At 46.0% G+C, this 24,982-nt stretch carries 22 protein-coding genes and 1 pseudogene; 14 read left to right on the top strand and 9 right to left on the bottom strand.

What is annotated here, in order from left to right; all coding sequences use genetic code 11:
• The 3 genes from QT994_RS24480 to QT994_RS24470 all read left to right on the top strand — a co-directional run.
• A partial coding sequence (locus tag QT994_RS24480; RefSeq protein WP_333179181.1) for a hypothetical protein occupies positions 1 to 186 on the top strand: 186 nt, incomplete at its 5' end.
• Positions 187 to 1,155: 969 nt separating this feature from the next.
• Positions 1,156 to 1,566 carry an AbrB family transcriptional regulator gene (locus QT994_RS24475; protein ID WP_015177612.1) on the top strand — a complete coding sequence of 137 codons (411 nt, stop codon included), beginning with the start codon at positions 1,156 to 1,158 and terminating at the stop codon, positions 1,564 to 1,566.
• A 90-nt stretch (positions 1,567 to 1,656) separates the two neighbouring features.
• On the top strand, positions 1,657 to 2,124 hold the full coding sequence (locus QT994_RS24470) for a regulatory protein RecX (protein ID WP_333085570.1): 468 nt from the start codon (positions 1,657 to 1,659) through the stop codon (positions 2,122 to 2,124).
• A gap of 103 nt (positions 2,125 to 2,227) precedes the next feature.
• Here the strand turns inward: QT994_RS24470 and QT994_RS24465 are convergent, their stop codons facing one another.
• Both QT994_RS24465 and QT994_RS24460 read right to left on the bottom strand, forming a co-directional pair.
• Entirely contained in the window at positions 2,228 to 2,743 is a 516-nt protein-coding gene (locus tag QT994_RS24465) for a DUF4385 domain-containing protein (protein ID WP_333179179.1), read from the bottom strand.
• Positions 2,740 to 3,165 carry a DoxX family protein gene (locus QT994_RS24460; protein WP_333047276.1) on the bottom strand — a complete coding sequence of 142 codons (426 nt, stop codon included), beginning with the start codon at positions 3,163 to 3,165 and terminating at the stop codon, positions 2,740 to 2,742. The genes QT994_RS24465 and QT994_RS24460 overlap by 4 nt, the downstream gene beginning before the upstream one ends.
• A gap of 338 nt (positions 3,166 to 3,503) precedes the next feature.
• Here QT994_RS24460 and QT994_RS24455 point away from each other — a divergent pair, with 338 nt between their 5' ends.
• From QT994_RS24455 to ureG, 5 genes are all read left to right on the top strand, one after another.
• Positions 3,504 to 3,680 (top strand): hypothetical protein, encoded by a 177-nt coding sequence (locus tag QT994_RS24455; protein ID WP_333047274.1) that lies wholly within the window; start codon positions 3,504 to 3,506, stop codon positions 3,678 to 3,680.
• Between the two features lie 504 nt (positions 3,681 to 4,184).
• Positions 4,185 to 4,676 (top strand): DUF4168 domain-containing protein, encoded by a 492-nt coding sequence (locus tag QT994_RS24450; protein WP_333179176.1) that lies wholly within the window; start codon positions 4,185 to 4,187, stop codon positions 4,674 to 4,676.
• Positions 4,677 to 5,109: 433 nt separating this feature from the next.
• A complete protein-coding gene (gene ureE / locus QT994_RS24445; protein ID WP_333179173.1) occupies positions 5,110 to 5,547 on the top strand; it encodes an urease accessory protein UreE in 438 nt (145 codons plus the stop codon).
• A 99-nt stretch (positions 5,548 to 5,646) separates the two neighbouring features.
• The gene (locus QT994_RS24440) at positions 5,647 to 6,360 is read left to right on the top strand and encodes an urease accessory protein UreF (RefSeq protein ID WP_333179170.1); all 714 of its coding nucleotides are present in this window, start codon (positions 5,647 to 5,649) and stop codon (positions 6,358 to 6,360) included.
• 30 nt (positions 6,361 to 6,390) lie between these two features.
• Positions 6,391 to 6,987: an urease accessory protein UreG gene (gene ureG / locus QT994_RS24435; protein ID WP_333179167.1), complete on the top strand. Its 597-nt coding sequence runs from the start codon at positions 6,391 to 6,393 to the stop codon at positions 6,985 to 6,987.
• A 70-nt stretch (positions 6,988 to 7,057) separates the two neighbouring features.
• Here the strand turns inward: ureG and murG are convergent, their stop codons facing one another.
• Positions 7,058 to 8,122 carry an undecaprenyldiphospho-muramoylpentapeptide beta-N-acetylglucosaminyltransferase gene (murG, locus tag QT994_RS24430; protein WP_333179164.1) on the bottom strand — a complete coding sequence of 355 codons (1,065 nt, stop codon included), beginning with the start codon at positions 8,120 to 8,122 and terminating at the stop codon, positions 7,058 to 7,060.
• Between the two features lie 221 nt (positions 8,123 to 8,343).
• Between murG and QT994_RS24425 the strand changes: the two genes are divergently transcribed.
• Together QT994_RS24425 and QT994_RS24420 are read left to right on the top strand one after the other, a co-directional pair.
• Entirely contained in the window at positions 8,344 to 9,249 is a 906-nt protein-coding gene (locus tag QT994_RS24425) for a nuclear transport factor 2 family protein (protein ID WP_333179161.1), read from the top strand.
• Between the two features lie 179 nt (positions 9,250 to 9,428).
• Positions 9,429 to 10,211 carry an SDR family oxidoreductase gene (locus tag QT994_RS24420; RefSeq protein ID WP_333179158.1) on the top strand — a complete coding sequence of 261 codons (783 nt, stop codon included), beginning with the start codon at positions 9,429 to 9,431 and terminating at the stop codon, positions 10,209 to 10,211.
• A 1,262-nt stretch (positions 10,212 to 11,473) separates the two neighbouring features.
• Here the strand turns inward: QT994_RS24420 and QT994_RS24415 are convergent.
• Together QT994_RS24415 and QT994_RS24410 are read right to left on the bottom strand one after the other, a co-directional pair.
• Entirely contained in the window at positions 11,474 to 11,695 is a 222-nt protein-coding gene (locus QT994_RS24415) for a hypothetical protein (RefSeq protein ID WP_333179155.1), read from the bottom strand.
• A complete protein-coding gene (locus QT994_RS24410) occupies positions 11,692 to 13,461 on the bottom strand; it encodes a S8 family peptidase (RefSeq protein ID WP_333179182.1) in 1,770 nt (589 codons plus the stop codon). The genes QT994_RS24415 and QT994_RS24410 overlap by 4 nt, the downstream gene beginning before the upstream one ends.
• Before the next feature lie 254 nt (positions 13,462 to 13,715).
• Between QT994_RS24410 and QT994_RS24405 the strand changes: the two genes are divergently transcribed.
• Positions 13,716 to 14,132: a hypothetical protein gene (locus QT994_RS24405; RefSeq protein WP_333179151.1), complete on the top strand. Its 417-nt coding sequence runs from the start codon at positions 13,716 to 13,718 to the stop codon at positions 14,130 to 14,132.
• Positions 14,133 to 14,419: 287 nt separating this feature from the next.
• Entirely contained in the window at positions 14,420 to 16,129 is a 1,710-nt protein-coding gene (locus QT994_RS24400; RefSeq protein ID WP_333179148.1) for a pentapeptide repeat-containing protein, read from the top strand.
• A gap of 262 nt (positions 16,130 to 16,391) precedes the next feature.
• On the opposite strand, the gene QT994_RS24395 is transcribed toward QT994_RS24400, so the two are convergent.
• The 4 genes from QT994_RS24395 to nirB all read right to left on the bottom strand — a co-directional run bounded on the left by QT994_RS24395 (position 16,392) and on the right by nirB (position 23,026).
• Positions 16,392 to 17,474, bottom strand: coding sequence for a patatin-like phospholipase family protein (locus QT994_RS24395; RefSeq protein WP_333179144.1), 1,083 nt, complete (start codon positions 17,472 to 17,474; stop codon positions 16,392 to 16,394).
• 166 nt (positions 17,475 to 17,640) lie between these two features.
• Positions 17,641 to 19,767: a HEAT repeat domain-containing protein gene (locus QT994_RS24390; protein ID WP_333179142.1), complete on the bottom strand. Its 2,127-nt coding sequence runs from the start codon at positions 19,765 to 19,767 to the stop codon at positions 17,641 to 17,643.
• Between the two features lie 185 nt (positions 19,768 to 19,952).
• The gene (nirD, locus tag QT994_RS24385) at positions 19,953 to 20,312 is read right to left on the bottom strand and encodes a nitrite reductase small subunit NirD (RefSeq protein WP_333179139.1); all 360 of its coding nucleotides are present in this window, start codon (positions 20,310 to 20,312) and stop codon (positions 19,953 to 19,955) included.
• Positions 20,313 to 20,461: 149 nt separating this feature from the next.
• A complete protein-coding gene (nirB, locus tag QT994_RS24380; RefSeq protein ID WP_333179137.1) occupies positions 20,462 to 23,026 on the bottom strand; it encodes a nitrite reductase large subunit NirB in 2,565 nt (854 codons plus the stop codon).
• A gap of 312 nt (positions 23,027 to 23,338) precedes the next feature.
• Between nirB and QT994_RS24375 the strand changes: the two are divergent.
• Together QT994_RS24375 and QT994_RS24370 are read left to right on the top strand one after the other, a co-directional pair.
• Positions 23,339 to 24,357: pseudogene (locus QT994_RS24375) on the top strand (IS4 family transposase).
• An 84-nt stretch (positions 24,358 to 24,441) separates the two neighbouring features.
• Positions 24,442 to 24,882 carry a winged helix-turn-helix domain-containing protein gene (locus QT994_RS24370; RefSeq protein ID WP_333179134.1) on the top strand — a complete coding sequence of 147 codons (441 nt, stop codon included), beginning with the start codon at positions 24,442 to 24,444 and terminating at the stop codon, positions 24,880 to 24,882.
• The last annotated feature ends 100 nt before the right edge of the window (positions 24,883 to 24,982 follow it).

Raw genomic sequence — 24,982 nt, 5'->3', positions numbered from 1 at the left:
TGGCGCGCTTACCATCGAACCAGAATTTACAGCCCACCCGCACCCCATGTGACAGTTGGGGTGCGGAATGTGGGTTTGACGCGCCGCTCCAGTTGGTGCATAAATTTTGAGAGTCTGGCAGTTTACAGGCTACGAGTGGAAACCAATACATTTCCATCGAAACTCCATGTCGGGAACCGCTGCTAATTTGTAGTGCATCAAACATTTAAGCAGTTGTGCATTTAACTCGGTCTTTTTCAATTCGCCTGTGGAAATAACCTCAAATTCTCTGGCTTGGGGCCGGAGGAGGAAGATTTTCCCGAGTTCCCCCTAGACATCTACGGATTCGTGGCGAAGTGTTAACAGTCGCCAAGCAATCTCGCCCGATCAAAACTATGCCCCTCTTAGTGGCTGCCCGATGTTTCTGCCGCCGCGCCCATTGAGTCGGGTTTTAGCTTAAACCCGTTCACCGAAGAGGTGAAATTTCCTTCAATTTTTACCAGATAGCTTTCCCCAGACTGCGTTCTGTGCAAGTTATATGCCCAACACCTTAATAGAAGATTACTCGTTGGTATTTGGGGTTTTGAGGGGATTTCCAGCCCGAAAAATAGGGTTTATACCATTTTAGATTTTAGATTTGAAATTTGAGATTGAAGAATTGGGAATGACTTATTCCATAAGGGTTTGGAGCACGGGCCTACAGTTGGATTCTTTTTGTAAAGTGGTGAATGCAAGTAGCTGGCAGCGGCATCTAGAACAAGTGCTGCCTCCCCTTGTTGAGGTAAAAGTTAACCCCGGCCGGTAAATGCTTTCGGCAGATTTGCAGCGGCCGCGCTCTAGGTATTTCGATTCATGGCTGTCTTGTTTTTACCTTGACCACAGACTTGATCGGGGATTGGTGAATACAGGGAACAGACTTTAGTGTAAAAAAGTAAAGCATTTAATTTGCGACAATAATTTCCCGCGCGATCGCAAGAGAGGCCTACCCAAGCATTTAGGCCACAAGCAGCAAATTGATCGCCCTTCGAGCATCCTTACTTGCACCCCCGGTCTTGAGGCCGCAGAAATTTATCCAGAATCTTAAATATTGAGAATTATTAGTATTGACAGTGAAACAAAGTTAATCTAATGTGTTGTAATTGATATAAGTAAAGTCCAATAAGCGAGGTACGGTCAATGGCAGAAACAGCTACAGCACCCTTAACAGGAAAAGGTCTGCTTCAAAAAATCAAAGGCAGTGATTTGCCGCGCAGAGAACTTGCAAAGCTTTGCGGCTACTTCACTGTCAGCAAAAGTGGAGAAACCCGGATTAATCTGGCTGAGTTTTACGATGCAGTGTTAGCTGCTAAGGGCATTGAGCTAGAAAAGTCGAAAGCAGACGGACGCGGACGAGAAGCGAGTTATCGAGCTAGCGTTCACAAGAATGGTTCGATCGTGATCGGGGCAAATTATACCCAAGAAATGGGATTAAAGCCGGGAGACGAGTTTGAAATTAAGCTCGGATACAAGCACATTCGCTTGATTCAGATCGATGTGGACAGACCGGATGTGGAATTGGATGATGAAGAGGAGGATACAGAAGAATAGAGGCGATCGCGAGGCAGTCAGCCGATAGCAAGGCGACTGGATTTGGCATTCGCTACACGAGTATTTGCGCGCCACCCTTCGATTGAACTGATGAGCTGTCTTGACTATTTCTATTTTCTCTTGTCCCGCAAAGACTACAGTGCCTCTGAACTTCGCAAAAAGGGGCAAGAGAAAGGTTTTGGCAATGAGGAAATATTGGAGGCGATCGCGCAAATTCAAGACCGCGGCTATCAGTCCGACACTCGCTTGGTGGCAAACTCGATCGCCTCTGCAGCAGGCAAATACGGAAAGTCTGCCATCAAGCGCAAGTGCCTGCAAAAAGGAATTACCAACGATTTGTTCGAGCAAGTCTGGGAAGAAGAAATTGCCGAAAATCAGGACTCCGAAGCAGAAAAACTGGCCGAATTAAAAGCCAAAGTCATGCGGAAATACAAGATCGATACTTGGGGGAAAGCAGATCCGAAAACCAAGGGCAAAGTCTTGAATTACCTGCAATACAGGGGCTTTAATGCCTTTGAAATTTGGCGGCAGTGGCAGGCGGAAGAAGAAGATGAGTAAGTTATAGGACAACCCTCGATCAATGCTGCCCCCAGATAGTCAAGCACAACTGCATTGCTGCCTGGGGGCTAAATTATGAGTTCTGAGTTTTTGTAACTGTATGTCAATCCTCAGCGTTGACTAAATAAGATTCGTACATCTGCCGGTGTCTGGCTAAAAGCTGGAGATATTTCTCGTTGATTTTGGCCAGCATCCATTTCTCTTGAAAAATGGCGGCGGATTCTGCTTTCACCGGATCTGCTTCTAGCGGCAAAATATCTTTTCGAGCAGCGGTTTGCTCTGCAACAGACTTCAGCTTCTGAGGGTTTTGCTGGTATTTTCGACCGCTTTTGTGGTTGGCGTAGCGACGCGATCGAGTATAGCCCATCTGCAAAAACTTGCGGGCCATGTCGGCTCCAACAAAATCTTCCCGATCGAGATACTCTAAAAACAAGGAGTAAATTTGGCTGCTGGACTCCCTGGCAATTTCAGGAGTCTTAAATCTCCAGAAAGGCAGAATTTCTCCTTTGTAGGGTTCCACCAACAGCACACCCTGTTCCCCTTTCCCTACCCGATAAAGTTCCGGGTGCTGTCGAAAGTCGATGTTCTTAAAATCCAAAGAGTAGTCGAACTGCTTCATTGGGCATTTTTGGTTCTATCTGGAACTATAGAAGCCCGCGGTTTACCTTCGTCTGGTTGGGTATAAACCCAGGCCCAAGCAATCAACACAGCTTGAAAAGGCAGCCTGAACCAATACAGTAATTGGTTGTGGGGAATCCCTTCTATGGGAATGTTGTTGACGGCTTGATTGATATTAGCTGGAAACACGGCAATAAACAAGGCAATTAATCCCCATGCCGCCGCCCTGCTGACAGGAGGAACTAACAGCCCAATGCCACCCAAAATCTCGAAAAAACCGCTGATATAAACTAAGGCTTCCGGGTAAGGAAGCTGGGGCGGTACAATTCTGATAAAAGGTGCGGGTACTGCAAAGTGCAGCACCCCTACAATACTGATAGCTACTGCGAGAATAACTCGCCAAATTTCTTTTTGACTTTTCATGGGCAATTGGTAATTAATAATTGTTAAATTGCTGCGATAATGCTTGCAAAAATTCGCTATGTGCGATCGAGATGACAATAAAACTGAGACCCAAAAGTTCCAGCTTTCCGGGTTTGTCTACTCTTGCTGGAGGCTGTAACGATTTTATTTCGTAGAAAAATCAGGTTTATGGGTAAGTCTCCGACAAGTTTTCACAGCCCCAAACTGGAGGAAGCGAGAACTGGAATCGAAGGCCTGCGCGTTGACTGCCGACAACAGAGAGCGCGCATTTTGATAACAAGATTTTAATGTCTAGTTCCCTGCTGCGGCCTCTATCTTCCGGTAGTAAAACATGATTTTTGGTTCCGGCTCTGCCTCCGTCAGCCGCCAAACAAGCGGGGGATTTCCTCGATCGACAAATGCGCCACAGCCTAACATTAAATAAATCATCGCGGGAATTGATGAGTGCGATTACTGCTAACTTTGACCGAAAGCATCCAGGATACAAGCCGCCGGATTCATCCGTCCAGAAATAAAAAACCTGTCTCCGATGAAACTTGCCCCCCGAATTTATCCGTGGGGTCAATGCTTCAATTCTTTAATCTTTAATCTTTAATCTTTAATCGATTGACCTTGCCTTGCAGGCGATTCCCTACCCTTCACCGAAGGCACGCGCATTCGGGATAGCATCGGTGGCGCGTACCTTGATTAGACCAAATAAGGCGAGTAATTTGTCAATAACTTTTAGAATAATTTAATATTTGCGCTTTTAGAATTATTTGGAGAGGCAATTCGAGAACGCTCTGTAATTAAAATTACCTTCTAAAGTAAGGGTTTTGTCAACTTCCTACAGATGTTAGAATCGAGGAAATTATCGAATTAGCTAAAAAGTCGATCGCCGTAGCAACTTCCAAACCATCCTGCTGGAATTCAAAATTATCACCAACGGCAGGAACTTTTTAGCCGCCACATGATTCAAAAAGATTGAGCCTCCAAGCGCTGTGTCATTTTTATCTACACGCAAGCAATCACCGACGACCATGAACACCTCACTTAACACATCTAAATTAGGCCTAAACCGGATGCTGCGGCAATCGTTGTTTGCAGGAATCATTTCCGCCGCAGCTTTGGCTAGCGGATGGGCGCCCGGTTTGTACACACAATCCCCAAACCTCGTTGTCGGAGCTGCCGCCCAAGCTCAAGAGATTAGCAGCGAGGAAATTACTAGCTACGCTCGCGCTGTGTTGGCAATAGAACCTAGACGGGTGGAAGCTTTTAACGAAATTAAAGGAATGGCTGGGGGCTCGGTTCCCAGAGTCGTGTGCAACGAAACTCAGCAAATTAATAGGTTGTCTGGAAGTGTTCGCGGCATCGCAGTGAATTACTGCCAACAAGCTAAAAAAGTTATCGAAACTAATGGTTTGACAGTTAGTCGCTTCAACCAGCTCACTTTGCTCCAGCAAGCGAATCCGGCAGTCAAACAGCAAATTCAAGCCGAGCTGCTGCGACTGCAACAAGCGGGCAATCAATAAGCGGAGGGTTTGAGTCTTTCTTCCCCTCCCGTTCTATTAGACTTCTCCATAAAAGCTTGTTCAGGGCCGGCAGGAGGCCTAACCGCTACCTCCCCCCAACAATATATATATTGGAGATTTAAATTGTTCGAGTTCCTAGACGGTAGGCAAAATTTTTTGAAAAAAAAGCGATCGTCTGTGATCAAGTGCTTGACAAAATAACATAAATTTGGTATTAAGACCAGAACGGGAGCGGTCAGAGAGATAAATATTTTTCAACTTGCTCTAAATCGGAATGAGATATAGCGAGTGGCAACACGATGAAGACGTTTTTAATTTCTCAAACATGAGCTGAAGATGGGAACTTCTGTCTTCATTATTCCTTCGGCTATAAAAAAGATATTCCTCAAAAACTTAAGTTCAAGTGAAGTGCTCTGAGGAATAGCATAGAAAAATGCTAACATTCACAAAACATTTGCCTGCAAATCCCGATGCTGTTGTCAGCTTTACTTTACCGATGACAGCGGATGATCGCACTCGCAGCCGCCACCGCTTCGAGACAGAAACGGGGGAAAAGCTGCACTTGAGTTTGCCCAGAGGTACGGTACTGCGCGATCGAGATTTATTGCAGTCGGAAGACGGTAGCTGTTTGGTACTGGTAAGTGCAAAACCCGAACCGGTGCTGACAGCGCGGGCATCAAGTCCGCTGCGACTGATGCGGGCGGCTTATCATTTAGGAAACCGTCACGTAGCTTTAGAAATTGCCGATAATTATTTAAGGCTTTCTCCCGACTCTGTGTTGCAGGGAATGCTAGAAAAAATGGGTTTGGAAGTAATAGAGGAAATTGTGCCGTTTCAGCCAGAAATGGGCGCTTACGGGCACAGCCATTAGGAATGGGGAATGGGGCATTGGGCATTGGGCATTGTAACCAACAAATAACAGTCAACAGTCAACAGTCAACAGCTAACAGTCAACAGCCAACAGTCAACAGTGAACAATCAACTTTTATGTTTGTTGCAGTTAGCTTTTGCACCTGTGGGAGCTTATAGTTATTCTGAGGGAATCGAAAGCCTAGTAGAAACCGGTGCGATCGACAGCGAGATTACTTTGAGGAATTGGTTAGAAAATTCGCTGCAATTCGGGGCGGTGCGAGTAGAAGCCGCTGTGCTGGTAAGGGCTTTGAGGGCGGCACAGATAGGGGATTTGACGGCTTTGAGTTACTGGAATGCTTGGGCGACTGCTGCTAAGGAAACAGAAGAGTTGCGCTTGCAAAGTTGGCAAATGGGGCGGACTTTGGTCAGGTTGTTGCTAGATTTGCGTGAAGCGAAGCTATCCCGCAGGGAATCGCCTGTTTCTTCTGGGTTAACAACAAGTGTAAAAGATTTGGTGGAATTTGGCGGCAATCCGTGCAATTTTGCGATCGGCTTTGGCATTGCCGCCGCCAACTGGCAGATTGAAGAGGAAGCGGCCGTGTTAGGATATTTGTACAGTTGGGCTGCCAATTTGGCGAGTGCGGGCGTGAAACTGATTCCCCTCGGTCAAACAGCCGGTCAACAGTTACTGTTAGATTTGCAGTCTCAAATTAGCTCTACGGCGCAAGAAGTTTTAAAATTAGAAGATGATGATATTGCTAGTTGCAGTTGGGGATTAGGACTGGCTAGCATGGCGCACGAAACTCAGTACACTCGGTTGTTTCGGAGTTGAAAATCAGAAAATCTAAAATCTAAAATCGCTATGGGTGCTTTTCGTGTAGGAATTGCTGGGCCGGTTGGTTCGGGGAAAACTGCTTTACTTGATGCTTTGTGCAAGGCGCTGCGGCAGCAGTACCAGATTGCTGTAGTTACTAATGATATCTATACTCAGGAAGATGCACAGTTTTTGGTTCGGAGTCAAGCTTTAGAGAGCGATCGAATTTTGGGTGTAGAAACGGGAGGCTGTCCCCACACAGCCATCCGCGAAGATGCTTCTATTAACTTAGTAGCTATAGAAGAGTTAGAACAAAAATTCACTGATTTAGATTTAGTGTTTGTAGAAAGCGGCGGCGATAACTTGGCGGCAACTTTTAGCCCGGAGTTAGTAGATTTAACAATTTACGTCATCGATGTCGCTGCGGGTGATAAAATTCCGCGCAAAGGTGGGCCAGGAATTACTAAATCAGATTTATTAGTAATTAATAAAACAGACCTCGCACCTTATGTAGGAGCAGATTTAGGCGTGATGGAACGAGACGCTAAAAAAATGCGAGTCGAGAAACCTTTTGTTTTTACTAACTTGAAGACTAAAGAAGGATTAGAATCAGTAGTTAAATTCATTCACTCCCATATCGTGTAAAAGATCAGTCTTCATCAGCGTTCATCTGCGTTTATCTGCCTTCATCTGCGGTTAAAACTCCTAAAAAATATCACCTCACAACCAATTGCCTGACCAAATTTGCCAAACGTTCTGTACTGTCTCTCACTGCTAATTCAGAAGCAGCTTGAGACATTTTTTCCAAATAGTCGGAATCTCTTAACAAATACAGCACCTTGCTTTGCAACACATCTGCTGTCAGTTCGCTTTGACGGAATACCACGGCGGCCCCGGCTTTAGCAAATACCTCGGCATTAAATCTTTGGTGGTCGTCAGCGGCGTGAGGAAAAGGAATTAAAATAGAAGGTACTCCCGTCACTGCTAATTCTGTTAGAGCACTCGCGCCCGATCGACTAATTGCTAAATTTGCTCGCTGCAACAAACTCGCCACATTGTCGTAAAATGGCATTGACAAATATTGCTCGTGTTTCAAACTTTCAGCATCCGGGTCATTATTTCCGGTGAGGTGAACTACCCAAGCACCGGCATCAAACCAAGCCGGAGCACACTGGCGCACTAACTGATTGATGGCGACAGCACCTTGAGACCCGCCCATAACTAAAATTACAGGTACACTGTCAGGAATTGGCAAATTTAGAGGTTGGCGAGTCAGGAATTGCGATCGCACCGGTGTACCAGCAACTACGGTTTTCGCACGGGGTAAATGCTGGGCTGCGGCTTCAAATCCGATCGCCACAGCAGTGCACAAAGGACTAAACCAGCGCGTCACCTTCCCGGGAATGGCATTAGATTCATGGAGAATCACTGGCAAACCCAAAGAACGGGCCGCTAGAATTGCCGGTGCTGCGATGTAACCGCCGGTAGTAAAGACTCCCTGAAAATTTCCCGCTTTGAGCAACTTCCGCACCTGAAGGATCGAGCCGGCGAGTCCGCCCAAAATTCGCACTGTACCGAGTCCAAATCGCTGCTGAAAGCCTTCAACGGCGATCGTGTGGAGGGGGTAAAGGGATGAAACTAACTCGGTTTCCATGCGGTCTGGGACTCCCAGCCATTCGATCTGACAGTCGTTCAACTGCCCAGCGGTGGCGATCGCGGGAAATAAATGTCCACCAGTGCCGCTAGCTGCAACCAACAACCGGAGGGGGGCTTTTGTCAAGGTATTTGTTTCTTTTTTTACAAGTACAAGTTCCACAGGTCGATCAATTTTATATTTGAGGTTTTAGATTATTATGCTTATTATTCCGGCAGTTTCAGCCAATTTTGAATCAGCCATCTAAAATTAGATTGTGCCGTGTCCCTGCTTCCGTTGTCAGTTTTCGTTGCAGGCGAACAGTTGCCCAAGCTACGACCCCTGACAAATAACCAAATTATCATCTAATGCGTAATTTTTTGAATTTAGTGCCAAGTGCATCTCAGTATTTTTCCAGCCGTCGGGACGAAAAAGCCGATCGCGCGATCGTTTTTGGCTTTAACTGCGGGCAGTCGATCGCTCAAATGTTGTTATGTTTAACAGTGGTAAGTGCTGGCGTGCTGCATCCTAGTGCGGCAAGAGCGATCGGTGCGATCGCGGCGACTCCCCAAACGATCGCCCAAACCCCTGCAAATGCGCCTGCCCCACTTACAAAACTGCTAACAGAAATTGACGCAGCGGCCAACCGGCGCGATGTCAAAGCAGTCATGGCATTTTACAGCCAGAATTTCACTCATTCTGACGGCTTAAACAGCCAAAGCATGGAAAAAGCCCTCACCCAACTCTGGGATCGATATCCGAGTTTAAATTACCGCACCGAGATCAAATCTTGGAAAACCGAAGGTAGCGCGATTCTCGCAGAAACCATAACTACAATTGCCGGCACTCAAAAAAAGGATGGCAGAGAATTAACTCTCAAAGCTACCATCCGTTCCCAGCAGCGCTTTGAAGGTGAAAAAATAGTTAGTCAAGAGATTTTAGCAGAACAAACTCAACTTAGTTCTGGCAAAAATCCTCCCACAATTCAAGTGAATTTTCCGGAGCAAGTTAAGGTGGGCGAAGAGTACCATTTTGATGCCATTGTGCGAGAGCCGATCGGCGATGATATTTTAATAGGGACTGTTTTGGAGGAACCCATTACCGAAAAAACCTTTTTTAATCCCTCAGAAGTCGAGCTGGAGTTGCTAAATTCCGGGGGAATTTTTAAAGTAGGTAAAGCTCCGGCTACGCCCGAAAATCGGTGGGTTTCAGCAGTTTTGATGCGACAAGGCGGAATTGCAACGGTTAGTGTGCGATTGCGGGTTGTCAAGTAATAAAATAGGTGTTATCGGTTATTTGGGTAATTTCTGTAGTGGCGGTTTAAGTAAAATCTCTCATAGAAAAGAGAGAACCAGCTAAACCTGCCTCTACAAGAATTATGGTTAATTGACCCGACTTAATCTTATACCAAGTAAAAAAAAATCCTCTTTTCTCTTCCTTCTTATTATTAAAAATGATTTCTCTCCAAAATCAAATTGTTTTCATTACAGGTGCGAGTAGCGGTATCGGAGCAGCGTGTGCGAAGATATTCGCCAAAGGTGGAGCCAAACTAATTTTAGCAGCCCGCCGCCTTGAAAAGCTCGATCGACTGGCAAACGAACTTGTAGAAACAAAATCCATCGCGTCGGCGAACGAGATTTATTTGCTAGAATTGGACGTGCGCGATCGCCCCCAAGTCGAATCGGCGATAACAGCGCTTCCCGATGCCTGGAAAAACATCGATATTCTGATTAACAATGCTGGATTGAGCCGCGGTTTAGACAAACTGCACGAAGGCAACTTTCAAGATTGGGAAGAAATGATTGATACCAATGTTAAAGGCTTGCTTTACATGACTCGTGCCATCGTGCCGGGAATGGTAAGCCGAGGCCGCGGCCACGTAGTGAATATCGGGTCAATAGCAGGCCGCCAAACTTATCCGAAAGGTAATGTTTATTGCGCTTCCAAAGCAGCAGTGAGAGCTATTTCCGAAGGGTTGAAACAAGACCTTTTGGGAACACCAGTGCGGGTGACGGAAATAGAACCTGGTTTGGTGGAAACAGAATTTAGCAATGTCCGGTTTCACGGCGATTCAGAAAAAGCCAAAAATGTCTATCAAGGATTGACACCTCTCACGGCAGACGATGTAGCCGATGTGGTGTATTTTTGCGCGACGCGATCGCCCCACGTCAATATTAGCGAAATTTTGTTAGTTCCGACAGACCAAGCTAGTGCAACTCTGGTTCACCGAAAATAGTTTTGAGTTTTTAGTGCTAAGTGTCCGGATTGCGCTGGAATTCTCAGGAAGCTTAATTGGTAGATGCACCCTGATTAATTAACTCCCGACCAATTTTGGCCGGGTTTTTTTTGGATCTGGCACCCTTAGCCACACATTCTCCAAAATTTTGCCAAAGTGTCCTGAAAGAGGTGCTGTGAGACGGGAGATTAGATTAGTAGATGCACCCTGATTAATTAACTCCCGACCAATTTTGGCCGGGTTTTTTTTGTCGATCGCACGCCCTCGCCACAAATTGTCCTAAATTCTGCAAAAGTGTCCTGAAAGAGGTGCTGTGAGGCGGGAGACTAAATTAGTAGATGCACCCTGATTAATTAACTCCCGACCAATTTTGGCCGGGTTTTTTTTGTCGATCGCACGCCCTCGCCACAAATTGTCCTAAATTCTGCAAAAGTGTCCTGAAAGAGGTGCTGTGAGGCGGGAGACTAAATTAGTAGATGCACCCTGATTAAATAACTCCCGACCAATTTTGGTTTGGGGTTTTTTTTTGCGGTATCGAGGGTGATGCTGAATAAAGTTTGAGGTTGTCCGGATTGCGCCTCGAATTTTCAGGAAACTTAATTGGTAGATGCACCCTGATTAATTAACTCCCGACCAATTTTGGTTTGGGGTTTTTTTTGCGGTATCGAGGGTGATGCTGAAAAAGTTTGAGGTTGTCCGGATTGCGCTGGAATTCTCAGGAAGCTTAATTGGTAGATGCACCCTGATTAATTAACTCCCGACCAATTTTGGCCGGGTTTTTTTTGGATCTCGCACCCCAAACCACAAATTTTCCCAAATTTTCCCAAACTGTCCGGAACAGGTGCACCTCGAACCGGAGACTAAATTAGTAGATGCACCCTGATTAATTAACTCCCGACCAATTTTGGCCGGGTTTTTTTTTGGATCTCGCACCCCAAACCACAAATTTTCCCAAATTTTCCCAAACTGTCCGGAACAGGTGCACCTCGAACCGGAGACTAAATTAGTAGATGCACCCTGATTAATTAACTCCCGACCAATTTTGGCCGGGTTTTTTTTTCGTATTGCAGCCAAAACAGCAAAATTTCAATAAGTCAAGAATTATCCGCGTTAATCTGGGTGCATCTGCAGTTAAAAATCAAATTGATCCCGAACATCGTGCTAGCCACTGGAAAGTAAATAAAGATGCACCCTGATTAATAAACCCCAGCCAATTAAGGCCGGGGTTTTTTTTGGCTCGAAAGCTGGATTAACCTATTAGGCTAAATCGCATCAAAAGACTGCACCTCAAGCACCGGGCCGATCATAGCAAAAGTCATCACATCCTTGCGGACTTCACCTTTAACGCTGACTTTCAAATCAGCTTTTTTCAACTCAGAAGGAGCATCCTTAAGTTCGTAAGTTTCCCCATCTTCGCCAACCAAAGCCCAAGTGCCCGGGCCAAATCCTTTGCGTTCAATTACACCCTTGACAGTAATACTCATGCCGATCGCACCTCTGTTTTAATTGCTAAACGCGCCAGTCCGAAACACAGAAAAGCATTGACAATTAAGAATGTTTGTGCTACCAAACCTGTGCCCAATCCCCAGACTGCGGGAGACACAAAAGCATTCACCGCTAAACTGCTGGCAAAACCGATCGAAATTGCGATCGCGATCCACTTCCACTGTTGATGTCCCAACAGCAAAGCAATCAAAATCCCAGGAATCAAAACGCTAGCAAAAAAGGGATTCAGCATACTGCTGCCATTAATTGCACCGCCGAGTTCGGGAATAGAACTGCCCATCACCCGCATCGGCCACTGCGGTAGGTCAAATACAAACAAGTTCCGCAGGAAAAAGAATCCAGAACTCCCAGCCATCAAGCCGCCGGAAAAGCCCCAAGTCCAGGCGAACGGGAAATAATTCCGCATAAAGAAAGCCAGCAAGTAAGAACCCAGCACCATTGCAATTTTAGGCAACAGGGCGACTGCACCGCCGTCAATCCAGAAACGGGGACTGAGATAGCCGTTGTCGCGCAACCAGCGGAAGAAATCGCGGAAGTTGATTTGTCCGCGCTGGGCTAGCTGAACTGCTGCGGCTGCGTCTAGGTGTCCCGAACCAAAATGGTTTAACGGATCTTCAGTGACAGTTCGCGAGGACTGCAAGAGTACGCTGCGAATTTCGTCTGGTTCTGTGATGCCGGAAGCCTTGACAAGGGCTGCAACGGCTGCAACGTGGGGAGAAGCCATGCTAGTGCCTTGGTAGCCTTCAAATACTTCGGCGCCGGTTTCCGGGTCGATCGTACTTTGCAGGATTTTGCCCATTTCAGAACCGCCCGGGGCTGCAATGTCAACCCCTGCGCCGAAATTGGAGTAAGAGGCTTTTTCGTCGTCGGGGCCGAGGGCGGAAACGCCGATGACGTGGGGATAGCGGGCGGGATAGGAAGCGGAACTGTCGCCGGAGTTGCCGGCGGCTGCGATGATGACAACGCCTTTAGAGTGGGCGTAGTCGATCGCCTCTTCCATTAACTGACTTTCACCGCCGCCGCCTAAACTCATGTTGATGACATCTGCGCCGTTGTCAGCAGCAAATTTAATTGCTTCGGCGATGTCGGAAACCGTGCCGCCACCGCTGCCGCTTAACACTTTTAGCGGCATTAAAGCTGCTTCGTAGGCGATGCCCGCAACGCCGTAATTGTTGTTAGTTGATTGGGCGACTGTACCGGCGACGTGAGTACCGTGGCCGTTGTCATCGTAGGCTTCGGCGCGATCGTTTACAAAGTCGTAGCCCGGTACAAATTTGGTTTCTTTTAAGTCAGCGACTGGAGTAATACCCGTGTCAATTATCGCTACTGTTGTGCCGCTGCCTTTGGTTTCGTTCCAGGCAGATTCTACATTGATGCTGCGGAGATTCCACTGCTTGGTATACATGGGGTCGTTGGGAATCTCGAAAGCCCTGTAGACGTAGTTGGGTTCAATGTATTCGGTATCTTTAGCCAAATTTGATTTTCTCAGGGCGTTTAGCAAAGTGCGATCGCCCTTAACTACATATACATTGTCGCCCGCTGAGAATTCGCTGTTGAGTTGCGGTGCGATTTGGTACTGTTGGGCGATCGCATTTACTTCTTTCGCAATCTCAGCAGCACCCAAATCTTCGCGGAAATCAAGCACAATCGAGTCGTAAGTGCCTTGAGTAGCAAGTCCTGGGAAATTTGAAATCGCCCAGCCGAGCCCGATTAAAAATAAGCACAGAAGGAAAAACTTTTTCATGGCCGATCGTCCGTTTAGGGAAGGCTTGTTCACCACAATAACCCAATTTTCACCGCCAGCGCCAGTTTTCCTTGCTGCGACTTGTGGGGATCTCGCACGCGGGCGTTTGGTATTTTTCGGCGGTGGCTGTTGCTCAATCAAAAATTGCTCTAATTTCTAGTTAGAATTGCAGAGCAAGTTTTACGACTTCAATTAATTGTATCATTAGAGAAGATGAGAAACAGAACCTGGATTATTTTCAACAAGGGTATTGCATGGAAAGAGGTTTAATGTGGCTGCCGCTGCTGGCAATCTTTATCGGGCTGGCTTGGGCTGGATGGAACGAGTATCAAAAGCTGGAAGCGTATCGCGTCTGGGCAGAACAATTCGCTAAAGCCAAGTACGATATTTATGCTGTACTCGGTCAGCAAGAAGACAGTTTAACTTGGGGAAAACCTACTCGCAGCGGGCCTGTGAATTTGCAAACTTTTTCTTTAAAAGACGTGCAGTCGCTGCGGTTGTTAGTCAACTCTCAGGCAGTTGATTTAGAGTCGCCCCCACGTTCTGGAAGTCCAATAGCCCTCGAATTTTTGTTGAAAGATGCTGCTGCGGTGCAGGTTCCTTTTACAGAAATTCCTCTAGCGACTAAATGGGGAAAACACTTGCAGCAAGAATTGCAGCGCTTTAGGTAAAAACTGTCTCCGGCGGGGGAGCGTATCACATATGAAATCGGCTACTTGAAGTTAAAAAAGTCTGTAAAACTGGTAGTAGAAATAGAACTTACGCAACAAATCCTTTGAACTGCCATCTATAAGGGTAAAGTACCCACGGATCACCCGGAGGACATGAGTTATTGCGGTAAGTAGTAGGAGTAGTGTCCCCGTGCCTAGCCCGCTCGTGTTCCGTGCGTACCTTACAGTTAAAGTTATTGACCAGCGCGTCCTAAAACAGCTAAATTGCCAGCCCCCCAATCTGCGGAATGCAAACACAAGAATTTTTACAGCGCTATCAACAGGGAGAGCGCAACTTTGGTCACATTGACCTCAGCGGCGCTAGTTTAAGCGGTGTTAACCTGCGAGATATAGACCTCACTGGTGCTAACTTGACCGGCGCTAATTTAAGCTGGTCTTTTTTGAGCAATGCCAAGTTGATAGGGGCTTGTTTGCGCCGCGCGGATCTCCGCAGTGCGGGGCTAGCTGGGGCGAATCTGAGCGGGGCAAATTTGAGCGGGGCAAATCTTGCTAAAGCGGATTTGCGCCTTGCTTGTTTGGAAGCAGCAGAACTCAATTGGGCCGCGTTCCCCGAAGCGGATTTGGGCGGTGCTAATCTTCAAGGAGTTAAATCTGACCAGATTAATTTGGCTGGGGCTAAACTCGACGGCGCGAAGTTGATGGCGGCGGAATTGATGGAGGCGAATCTCAACCGCGCCAGTCTTGTTGGTGCTAATTTAACGGGTGCTAATTTGCGGGAAGCGCATTTGGTGGAAGCGAATTTGCGATCGGCAATTTTAATCGGTGTAAATTTGATTGAATCTGATTTGAATGGCGCTCAAATGCGATCGGCAAATCTGACTGGTGCTGACTTGCACCGAGCTGTGCTGGCGGGGGCGGATTTGACTGAGGCGGTGCTGGATAACGCTGATTTGAGTCGAGCTAATCTGGCGGGTTCTTATTTATTGAAAGCGAGTTTTAAGAAGGCGCTTTTGCTGCGAGCTAACCTGCAAGGAGTGTATTTGTTGCGGGCGGATTTGAGCGAAGCTAATTTGCGTAATGCTGATTTGCAAAAAGCTGATTTGAGCGGCGCTTATTTGATGGATGCGATGTTAGGTGAGGCGGATTTAAGAGAAGCTTGTTTGATTGAGTGCCGTTTGATTCGGACGAATTTGGAAGGGGCGCAGCTTACGGGCTGCTGCATTCAAAATTGGCAAGTTCAAGATGTCGATCTGTCGAAAGTTGACTGTCGCTATGTTTTTACTCAGTTTGATTATACTGCGAAAGTTGCGGCAAATCGCTTGCCAGTAGATCGCGATTTTGAGTCGGGGGAATTGGGGCGGCAGCATCAAGAGGAAAGTTCGATTGTGGAGGTGGGTTTTGCTGAACCTCCTAATTGGGAGGCTTTGGTTTTTACGGTGCGTCGCGTGGAGTTGGAAAGCCGCGAACTCAAGTTGAACGTTCAATTTTTTGAGTCTGCTGGAGAACAACATTTACTGCGGCTGAGCGCGAACCGTTTGGTGAATGGCAAGATTTTGGGCGATCGCATTTTGGAGCTTTATCCAGATATGTTGGAAAAGGTTTTAGCCAAGGGCGCTGAAATTTTGAGTTTGCTCGGCTTGCCTATTCCTAGTAAGAGTGTGGAGCCGGTGGAGCCGAGTCACAAGGAAGTATTGCTCAGAAGACAGGAAATCTATCAGCGAATGGTGCGCCAAATTTCGTTTATTTTGATGTCTCAGACGCCGGATAAATTCTCCGAAAGCGTGCAGCGGCTGTTGGATTATTTGAAGCAGCAAGGTATTCCAACAGAGCAGATTCAAAAGAAAGTCATCAGTCAGGCGATCGTGCAGCGGGCGAAGCAAGACCCGGGTTTTCGGGAACAGTTGCTCGCGTGGGAGAAAACGGCGTCTGATCGCGTTCGCGGTTCGATGATGGGGGAAGCGGTACGGTATGCGATCGCCCTTTTGATCGATTATTAACAGTTAATTGTTAATACTTGAAGTCGGAGAGCGGCTAATACCTGCACTTGCTCTTCTGCGTGGGAAACTGCAAGCCTCGTGCAGCGGGCAAAGCAAGACCCTGTGTTTTGGGAACACTTGCTTAGGTGGGAGAAAAGGGCTTCGGATTGCGATCGATCGCTCTTCGGTAATGGGGGAAGCGGTGCGGTTTGCGATGCCCTGTTGTGGGAATGAATACACACAAAATCTTACCCCATTAAAAACCCTGCAACCGTATCTCGATTTAACTGTCCGGTTGATTAGGATATAGTTCAGTTTCGTCCTTCAAAAGCTTACACAACTCATCCAAATCTTTCTTACAGTGTTCAATCAGTTTTTCACCTCGCTCCTCAAGGTGATCAATATTACTGGGACTTGCGTTGTCCATTTGATCGTGAGCATTCTCGCTACTCAATTGAAGTTGAAAACGATAGTAGTTTCGGTTATTTTCTTTGTCTCCTTTAGTCACCATTAGCTGCTGAAGCTGAAACGCAACTGATTCGCTTTGACCATCTAAAACAACGTTAAGTAAGGGAAGTGCCCATTTGATTTGTCCCCAATTTTTTGCATCTCTATACTTATACCTCCTGGTTACTGATCCAGTACCCAAAGAAACAACAAGGGTATCCTTACGGTGTAGTTCTTCACGAGTCTTGTTCTTGTAAGAAATCATCGCCTCCATCATTGCAAGTAAGGAAGGATTATTTGCAAAAACTCCACCGTCTACCAAAGCGTAATATCCCTCATCGGTAGTATGTCCCGTTTCGAGTTGGTAGGGTGGAAAGAATGTCGGTGCAGCAGAAGTGGCCATTGCTGCCTCAAACATTTTGAATCCGCTACATACTTTGCGGCTATGAATACTCTCGATTTCCTCTGCGTCCCGATTGCTTGTAAAAAAAATTGGTGCTCTCAGTTCTATATCATAGCTCGGGATGAAAATTTCTCGTAATGCATCTTCAACCTTAGCTTCACCTAGAAGATCCTTTAAAACTTCTTGCTTACCTTTTGGGTTGTGCCTGGGTTGTAGCAAATCATCAAAAGACGTTGGAATATACTCATTAAAAATCTTTGACCCATATTTGCGATAGAAATTTACAAGTTCGGCAGCGGTATACTCGGGTTCATTATTGATGCTAGAGTCTGAGTTCTTTCTAGTTAAACCCAGTGCTAAAATTCCTCCTGTTGAAGTGCCTGCAATAAAATCAAACATTGTTGCTATGCGTTTTCCTGTGCGCTCTTCAATGTAGTTGAGAACGATCGCAGGAATGATACCCCGAATACCACCACCATCAATTGAGAGAATTCTTCTCTTGAATTTAGTACCCATCACACGTACTCCTTTAGATATTGCTTAAATGGTCAACAAAACTGAAAGTAAGAACTGGTTGCTCCGGCGCCAAGTATCTTTTAGACCAAAGCAAATTCATCTACCATCAAAAGCGCTGATCATCCGGATAACCGCAGCAGATATCAAAAAAAGCGATTGTTTCTGTTTACCAGTCTTGGCTGCGTAGCCGGCGACTCGCTAAGGCGCGGATTTGCTCGTCGGCGTCCGAAACTGCAAGCGATCGCAACAACGGCACAACTCCCGGATTTTCGGGATAATGTTCGATAATGGCTTCGAGTGCTGTAAATCGGGGATTGTAAGGAAAAGAACCGTTTTGATTGTCAACATCGCTCAAAGCTCGATCGCGCAAAAACTCAAACATTTCCGGCTCGTCTTTCCATCCGCGCATTAACTCTACCAGGGCCATCGCCCGCACCTGCGAATCTTCATCCTTTTGAGCTCTAATTTTCAGCCACTCAAAAATCTGCGACTGATTTGTTCGCCCCCGGGCTAACTTTTGCAAAGCGATTTGCCTGACAGCCGGACTCTCATCCCCCTCTGCTTTAGCCTCCAGCAGCATCCAAGTTTCAGGATTGTCCGGCCAGTTGTAAGCGAGTTCAAGCACCGCCGCTTGCCGCACCAGGGCTTCCCCAGAATCGAGCTCAATTTTCAGCCAAGACAAGGTTTCCGGGTCGTCGGGCCAGCGCCGCACGATCGATCGCATCAGCACGCTCAGCAAGTGAGCATCATGCTCCAACTCGACGCGGCTTTTGAGGAAAGGCAGCGTCTCGCCCCGGTGAGACCAGCGTTTTGCGATTTCTTCCACCGCAGTTTCTCGAACATTGAGGTGTCTGTCTGACTCGGCGAGATTTTGCAACCAGCCAAAGACTTCGAGACTGCCTGACGCCAGTGCGGCGACAGCCTCCACTACTACTTGGCGCACAGTCCAGTAATCCTCGGAATCAGCTATTTTTTGCAGCAGGGGCAGGGTTTCTGGGTGGTCGGGCCAACCTGCTGCTATCTGTTGTAGCGCTATTTCTCGCAAGTCGGCGTCGCGATCGCCCAATGCTATATTTTGCAAAAAAGTCAGAGTTTCGGGGTTCCCGGGCCAGCCAGAGGCAACTGCTTGCACTGCTGCGCGCCGGACGCTCGAACTCGCGTCGGACTCGGCTTTAGTTTTCAGCAGCGGGTAAATGTCGGGCTCGCCTGGCCAGTGCGAGGCCAATTCTTCTAAGGCTGCTGTCCGCACTTCTTTGCTGCTGTCGGATTCGGCTAAGGTTTTCAGCAGCAGGCAAACGTCGGTTGCGACGGGCCAGCCCGCTGCCAACTCCCGCACCGCTACTGTTCGCAGGATAGAACTTCCTGTCTGGGCAAGGTTTTTGAGCAAAGATGCCGTGCCTAAAACGCTGTGCCAACCTCTGGCTATTTCTTGCCACGCTGCGACTCGCACTCCCAAATTTTCGTCAGATTCGGCGGCGGTTCTCAGCAGCAGCAAGGTATCTGTGCGATCGGGCCAATTAAAGGCCAACTGTTCGAGTGCTGCGGTGCGGACTGCGGGACTTTGATCAAACTGAGCCAGGGCACTCAGCAGCGGCAAGGTATCGCTGCTGTCTGGCCAACCAGAAGCCATTTCTCGCACACAGGTCGATCGCACTGCCCAGCTTCCATCGGATTTGGCGAGGTTTTTGAGCATCAGGTAAATTTCTGGCTGCTCTGGCCAACCACGGGCTACTGCTTCGACTGCCGTGGCTCGGACTTCGCCGCAGTCACTGGAGTGAGCGAGTATTTTCAGCCAGGGCAGGGTTTGCGGGTCGTTTTTCCAAGTTTGGGCGATCGCCGCGATCGATCGATTGCGAATTTGATAAGTTTCCTGCAATTCTTGAGCGCTTTGATAAAGAATCAGGAAACCACTGCCGTATTGCGATAACTTTTTTAAAGCGTTTAACAGTTTTTTTTCAGTTTTTTTATCAACATCATTTTTCACTTTTAACAGGCATTGCGCTGCTAAAAACAAATTAATAAATTTTTCTGGTTGACCGTTTTGATCGGTGAGATATTCTATAATTTTGCTCGCTGTTTCTTTGTCGAGCTTAGCTGCAATTTCTCTGAGGACTTCGTGCAAAGATTCGTCCCGCCAGTGCTGGCCGAAAACTTGTATGTTGAGTTCGCCCCAAGTCAGTTGACCGATTTTGAGTTGGGCATGGATTAACTCTGCTACAGTCTGGGGATTATTTTCGGAAACAAGTTTTTTTAACAACATACCGATACCCTGCCCCCTGAAGTTTGTTTGCATTGACAATCCTCGCATCAGCTCGGATATTAGTTGAGATTTTTTTGAGCGACCCTGGAGTATGGAACCAATCGACTCTATTTTATACCAAAAATACTGCCTCGGGAGCGCCCCTATGCAAAATCCGCCATCACCCACAGGAATGTCAGGTGTTGGCGGATGGCGATCGAACAATTAAGCCACTGAATCTAACTAACAGCTACTTGGACGCGATCGGCTACAACCCGAACTGCAAAAGTAGGAATCTTTACCGTTTCATCATCCAGACATTGCCCGGTAGTGAGACTAAAGTTTTGCTTGTAAATGGGAGAAGCAACTTTGATAGTGCCGTTGCGATCGCCCACAAGTCCCCGCGACAACACAAAAGCTTTGCTAAACGGGTCGTAATTGCTAAGCGCATAAACTTCATCCCCGTTTCCCACTCGGAAAATCGCCACTTGTTCGCCTTTAACTAAAGCGCAAACTCCCGTATAAGGGGCGATCGCATCAAGAGAACACACATCTACCCAAGTAGTCACAGTATCCGAAAGTTGTAATGATTGAACCATCTTCTTTTCCTGTTAATTTACTTTAATTTCATTTCTCGGCTCTGCCTGAGAACGCAGGTTTCGAGGCCTCCAAGAATTCATTCCCAGGCAAAGCCTCGAAGATCAAATCTTGCTCCCTCCCCTGATTCAAGGGGAGGGCTGGGGATGGGTTATTCCGAAACTCCAACCAGAGCCTTTTCCTGTTCGTTAGCAGGCCGCGTTTGTCCCCGTTCCGCAACACGAACAATACTCGGATCGGGCAAATCGGAATTCACAAAATGCTGGAACCGCTGCACCTTGTGTGGGTCTTCTATGGTCGTTTTCCACTCACATTGATAAGTGTTCACTAAATGTTCCATCTGCGCTTCTAATTCACCACAAATGCCCAAAGAATCCTCAATTATCACCTGTTTCAAGTATTCAATTCCGCCCTCAAGCTTGTTCAACCAAGTAGCAGTACGTTCCAATCTGTCGGCGGTGCGGATGTAGAAAACCAAGAATCGATCGATATACTTAATCAGCGTTTCCTTATCGATATCCGTAGCCAGCAAAACCGCGTGCTGTGGCTTAATGCCGCCATTGCCGCACACATACAAATTCCAACCATTCTCCGTCGCAATTATCCCAAAGTCCTTGCTTTGAGCTTCCGCGCATTCGCGAGTGCAACCAGAGACAGCAGATTTGAGCTTGTGGGGCGATCGCAAACCACGATAACGCAATTCAACCTCGATCGCCAAACTCGTTGAATCCTGCACCCCAAAGCGGCACCAAGTGCTACCAACACAAGATTTTACAGTACGCAGAGCCTTACCGTAAGCGTGTCCCGACTCAAATCCCGCATCAATCAACCGACGCCAAATATGCGGCAATTGATCCACGCGAGCTCCAAACAAATCGATCCGTTGCCCGCCAGTAATCTTAGTATAAAGCCCAAAATCCCTGGCAACTTCACCCAAAACAATCAACTTATCCGGCGTAATTTCTCCCCCCGGTATTCGCGGCACCACCGAATAAGTACCGTCGCGCTGAATGTTTGCCAAAAAGTAATCGTTCGTATCTTGCAAACCGACGTGAGACTTCTCTAAAATGTGGTCATTCCAAGTAGAAGCCAGCATCGAACCAACAGCAGGCTTGCAAATTTCGCAACCCTTACCTTTGCCGTGTCTTTCAATCAACTCCTCAAATGTTTTAATCTCTTGAGAACGCACTAAATGGTACAATTCTTGACGGGAATATTCAAAATGTTCGCAGAGATTATTTTTGACGGCAAACCCAGCTTTCTTCATCTCCGCCTTGAAGATATCCGTCACCAAAGGCACGCACCCGCCACAGCCCGTCCCAGCTTGAGTGCATTTCTTGACGCTGGGAACATCGGTTAAATTGCGATCGCGAATAGCTTCACAAATCTGCCCCTTGGTAACATTATTGCAAGAACAAATTTGAGCTGAATCCGGCAAACTGTCTACTCCAAAACCCGCCGGTACTCCCCCTTCTCGCGGTGGCATTAACAAATCTTCGGGATGCGGCGGTAGAGCAATTTCATTTTGCATGAATTGCAGCAAAGTACCATAAGCCGAAGCATCTCCCACGAGAATTCCGCCTAAAATCCGGCTGCCGTCTTGATTTAAAACTAATTTTTTGTAAATGCCTTGGAAGGTGTCAGTGACAACAATTTCTTTAGCATCGGCCGACTTGGGAAAAGGATCTCCAAAACTAGCGACATCCACCCCCAATAATTTGAGTTTAGTGGACATATCCGCACCTGTAAAAGTGCTTGTAGCGGGGGCATCCTGTCGGCTATCGGCTGCACGGCTCAAAATATCTGCTGCTACGCTTGCCATTGTATACCCAGGCGCAACTAAGCCGTAGATGCGATTTTGATATAGCGCGCATTCTCCGATCGCATAAATGTCAGAATCGGAGGTTTGGCAGCTATCATTAATCACAATGCCACCGCGTTCTCCTACTTCTATACCGCAACTTCTGGCAATTTCGTCGCGGGGGCGAATGCCAGCAGAAAAGACAATCATATCTGTTGCCAATTCCGAACCGTCAGCAAACAGCATTTTAGTAACTTTGCCATCTTCACTAACAATTTCTGTTGTAGATTTGCTGGTGTGAACCGAAACCTCCAACTCTTCTATTTTGCTACGGAGAATCGCACCGCCAATTTCGTCAACTTGCACGGGCATCAGCCGCGACGCAAACTCAACAACGTGAGTTTTTAGACCCATATTTTGCAGAGCATTAGCACACTCTAGACCTAACAAGCCGCCGCCAATTACTACACCAGTTTGGCAATTTTTAGCGTAATCTGACATCGCTTCCAGGTCATCAATTGTCCGGTAAACAAAGGTTCCTGTAGCGTCTTTGCCTTTAATTGATGGCACAAATGGATAGGAACCGGTGGCCAGAACAATTTTGTCGTAGGGAACTTCTAAACCGTTGGCTGAAGAGACTATTTTGTGTTCCCGGTTAATGGCGACTGCTTTGTCCCCGATGTGAATTAGGATGCCGTTTTCTTGATAAAATCCCGGTGCAACTAAAGATAAATCTCCCGCTGTTTTCCCAGAAAAAAATCCGCTGAGGTTTACGCGATCGTAAGCAACGCGCGGTTCTTCACAAAAAGTAATTAAATTCCAGTGTTTGGCAGCATCCGAGCTGACCATTAACTCTAGGAACTTGTGACCTACCATGCCATTGCCGATTACAATGAGGTTTTTTTTGGCTGTCATTAGAATCTCTTTTATCCCGTTTATCAGTCGTTGGGTTTATTAATATAAGACTTTATTGTAAACTTTTGTACTTATATATACAAAAAATGGATATTTATGCAATTGTCGAATACTCCCGATTGCATTTTTGCATGATGTCTGCGATCGACTTAAATAGGTGCGTCAGTCGATTTTAGATTTTAGATTTTATACCAATTTTATGTGAAGCTGCATATAATAGAGAGCAGAAGTGTTGAATGATAGGAAAAGATTGCTATAATTGGGCGAGCAATGTATAATTGCAGAGTTATAAATTATTAATAATCAGCTGAAATGCTATTTTCTAACTTCCCCAAAATTGTCAGACGGTATCTCGCCCATTTACCCAAAGATGATTATCCTGTTTTAGATAGCTTCACATTTGTCTCCTGCTGGCTAGGGTTTAGTTTTGACCAAAGTCTGGATACTATGCGTTCGCTATTTTCCCGTTTAAACAGTCGAGATATTTCCCTAGATATATCAACTTTTTCAAAGGCTAGTAAGCATAGAGATATTGGTGTTTTCATAAAAATCTTTGAAAGATTGCAAGTGGATATAAAACGTCAATTAATTAACAAAGATAGGATGAGTTTATTTCCTTTAGATTCAACGATAGTTACGTTAACAAGTAAATTACTATGGCAACAGGAATACCATCAAGTAAAACTATTTGCGGGAACGGACAATAAACGGGGAATAATTGATGGAGTCCACATTCATTTTGGTCAAGGTCATGACAGTCAGTATGGAGATGAAACCATAGCAGCCACACCTCAAAATGGAGTCGCTGTAATGGACAGAGGTTTTTTTAGTTCGGAACGCGTTCAAGCATTAATGAAAAAAGAAAATCAATATTTTGTACTACGAATTAAGAATAATTCTACTGTCAATATGAAGGAGGATGGAACTTATGAAGTGTGGAGTGACCAACGAAAACTTCAAGTAAGATTAGTGACTTTTTCAGATTGAGAAACACGGACAGAATTTAGATTTGTCACTAATTTACCTGAATCAGGAAAATTAGCATACACTAATGAAGAAGTTGGAGAAATTTATCGAAGACGATGGCAGATTGAATTGCTGTGGAATTTCTTAAAAATGCATTTAAAATTAGCTCGTCTAATTACTAAAAATACCAATGGAATTAAGATACAAATCTATGCCTGTTTGATTTGTTATTTGTTGCTTCAGTTGGTTGAAGTTCCTGATGAAAGTGGACATAAACTCTTAGACAAGTTACGATATTTACAGGTCTTTATGTGTGAGAAATCAGCTATATTCACTGGTTTAAGGAACTTGTTTTCAATTGCTAAAATCAGCAGTTTATAGATTCGTATGTCTATTTTCAGAATCCTATCAATAAGCATTCAACACTTCTGGATATTTAGAAAAAGTCAATGCCTACTAAAAACTTCCTCAGTTGCGAGACAAAAAAAAGTCTACAACAAGCATTAAAAGAGCACGAGCATCCAGATATTCGGCAAAGAGCCTTAATTTTTTTTTTACTAAATAACGGAAATACAAAAGCTAAAACTGCTGAACTAATTGGATGTTCTCTGAGAAAAGTTGCTTATTGGAGCATACATGGTGATCCTGAGAATTTAGACAATTTCAAAGATGAGCGGATGAAGGGTAACTACCCAAAAGCTACAGAAGAATACATTAATTTACTTCTAGAGACCATTGAAGTAGAACCTGAAAAATATGGCTATGAATTCGGGAGATCGACAACAGCTAGACTTGCCATATTTCTAGGAGAAAAGACAGGAATTGAGCTGAGTATTACACAAGTAAGGAGGATTTTAAAAGCAAAAAAGTATGTTTACCTCGCTTGCTAAATATAGCTTAGAGTCTAAGCAAGACGGGAGCGTGTCACTTTTGTGATGAGTAAAAATACTTAAGCAGCTTTTGGTGATTTACCAATTAAGCCGTTTAAGT

This window comes from Microcoleus sp. S13_B4, assembly GCF_036700885.1.
In the GTDB taxonomy this organism is placed as follows: Bacteria; Cyanobacteriota; Cyanobacteriia; order Cyanobacteriales; family Microcoleaceae; genus Microcoleus.
The sequence above is the reverse complement of the archived record's forward strand: the minus strand, read 5'-3'. Positions and strand labels throughout refer to the sequence as shown.

Bases quoted from the DNA above. Each gene is read 5' to 3' on its own strand.
- QT994_RS24475 (WP_015177612.1), top strand. From the start codon at position 1,156: ATGGCAGAAACAGCTACAGCACCCTTAACAGGAAAAGGTCTGCTTCAA.
- ureE (WP_333179173.1), top strand. From the start codon at position 5,110: ATGCTAACATTCACAAAACATTTGCCTGCAAATCCCGATGCTGTTGTC.
- QT994_RS24425 (WP_333179161.1), top strand. From the start codon at position 8,344: ATGCGTAATTTTTTGAATTTAGTGCCAAGTGCATCTCAGTATTTTTCC.
- QT994_RS24460 (WP_333047276.1), bottom strand. From the start codon at position 3,165: ATGAAAAGTCAAAAAGAAATTTGGCGAGTTATTCTCGCAGTAGCTATC.
- QT994_RS24450 (WP_333179176.1), top strand. From the start codon at position 4,185: ATGAACACCTCACTTAACACATCTAAATTAGGCCTAAACCGGATGCTG.
- QT994_RS24400 (WP_333179148.1), top strand. From the start codon at position 14,420: ATGCAAACACAAGAATTTTTACAGCGCTATCAACAGGGAGAGCGCAAC.
- nirD (WP_333179139.1), bottom strand. From the start codon at position 20,312: ATGGTTCAATCATTACAACTTTCGGATACTGTGACTACTTGGGTAGAT.
- QT994_RS24370 (WP_333179134.1), top strand. From the start codon at position 24,442: ATGCCTACTAAAAACTTCCTCAGTTGCGAGACAAAAAAAAGTCTACAA.
- QT994_RS24415 (WP_333179155.1), bottom strand. From the start codon at position 11,695: ATGAGTATTACTGTCAAGGGTGTAATTGAACGCAAAGGATTTGGCCCG.
- ureG (WP_333179167.1), top strand. From the start codon at position 6,391: ATGGGTGCTTTTCGTGTAGGAATTGCTGGGCCGGTTGGTTCGGGGAAA.
- QT994_RS24465 (WP_333179179.1), bottom strand. From the start codon at position 2,743: ATGAAGCAGTTCGACTACTCTTTGGATTTTAAGAACATCGACTTTCGA.
- QT994_RS24470 (WP_333085570.1), top strand. From the start codon at position 1,657: ATGAGCTGTCTTGACTATTTCTATTTTCTCTTGTCCCGCAAAGACTAC.
- QT994_RS24405 (WP_333179151.1), top strand. From the start codon at position 13,716: ATGGAAAGAGGTTTAATGTGGCTGCCGCTGCTGGCAATCTTTATCGGG.
- QT994_RS24410 (WP_333179182.1), bottom strand. From the start codon at position 13,461: ATGAAAAAGTTTTTCCTTCTGTGCTTATTTTTAATCGGGCTCGGCTGG.
- QT994_RS24420 (WP_333179158.1), top strand. From the start codon at position 9,429: ATGATTTCTCTCCAAAATCAAATTGTTTTCATTACAGGTGCGAGTAGC.
- nirB (WP_333179137.1), bottom strand. From the start codon at position 23,026: ATGACAGCCAAAAAAAACCTCATTGTAATCGGCAATGGCATGGTAGGT.
- QT994_RS24395 (WP_333179144.1), bottom strand. From the start codon at position 17,474: ATGGGTACTAAATTCAAGAGAAGAATTCTCTCAATTGATGGTGGTGGT.
- QT994_RS24390 (WP_333179142.1), bottom strand. From the start codon at position 19,767: ATGCAAACAAACTTCAGGGGGCAGGGTATCGGTATGTTGTTAAAAAAA.